This window comes from Acinetobacter lactucae, from assembly GCF_013344765.1.
GTDB classification, from domain to species: Bacteria; Pseudomonadota; Gammaproteobacteria; order Pseudomonadales; family Moraxellaceae; genus Acinetobacter; species Acinetobacter lactucae_A.
In genome coordinates this window covers 1-411 of record NZ_JABVBF010000440.1, presented here as the reverse complement: position 1 = coordinate 411, position 411 = coordinate 1, and the positions used below count along the sequence as shown (strand labels likewise).

Here is a 411-nt window from a genome sequence, read left to right as displayed (position 1 = left end):
CCATTTTTTAAAGTAATAATTGCATTTCTACCGTCTTGTCTAATTTCAGAAACATCATCTTTATTTACCTTTATTAAAATAACAGATGCTTCAGAAAGAGAAACTGTATCCTTTGTTGTAATTTCTAACGTTTCATGACTTTCTTTAGAAATTACTCTTATTTCAGACATATTCTTCCCCTTTATAAGATTATTTAATTATACCAATCCAATTTAGAGCGCTTAAATATTATTAAATAAAAAGAGCTCAAACTAAGGGTTAAACTAGAGAAAATGAAAGTAAATTTCAACACATAAAGAAATTAAGAACATGAATTGCATCACAAAAAAATAGCAACAAAAAATTTATTTATCAACCAATCAAAATTCAGAAATAATAAATATTGTTTTTCATAAACTTAATAAAGAATAA

Annotated in this window: 1 protein-coding gene; it reads right to left on the bottom strand. The window is 23.8% G+C overall.

Features of this window, described 5'->3' with window-relative positions; genetic code table 11:
* On the bottom strand, positions 1–170 hold a 170-nt coding region (locus tag HUN22_RS17750), incomplete at its 3' end, for a BapA/Bap/LapF family prefix-like domain-containing protein (protein ID WP_174732107.1).
* Between the last annotated feature and the right edge of the window lie 241 nt (positions 171–411).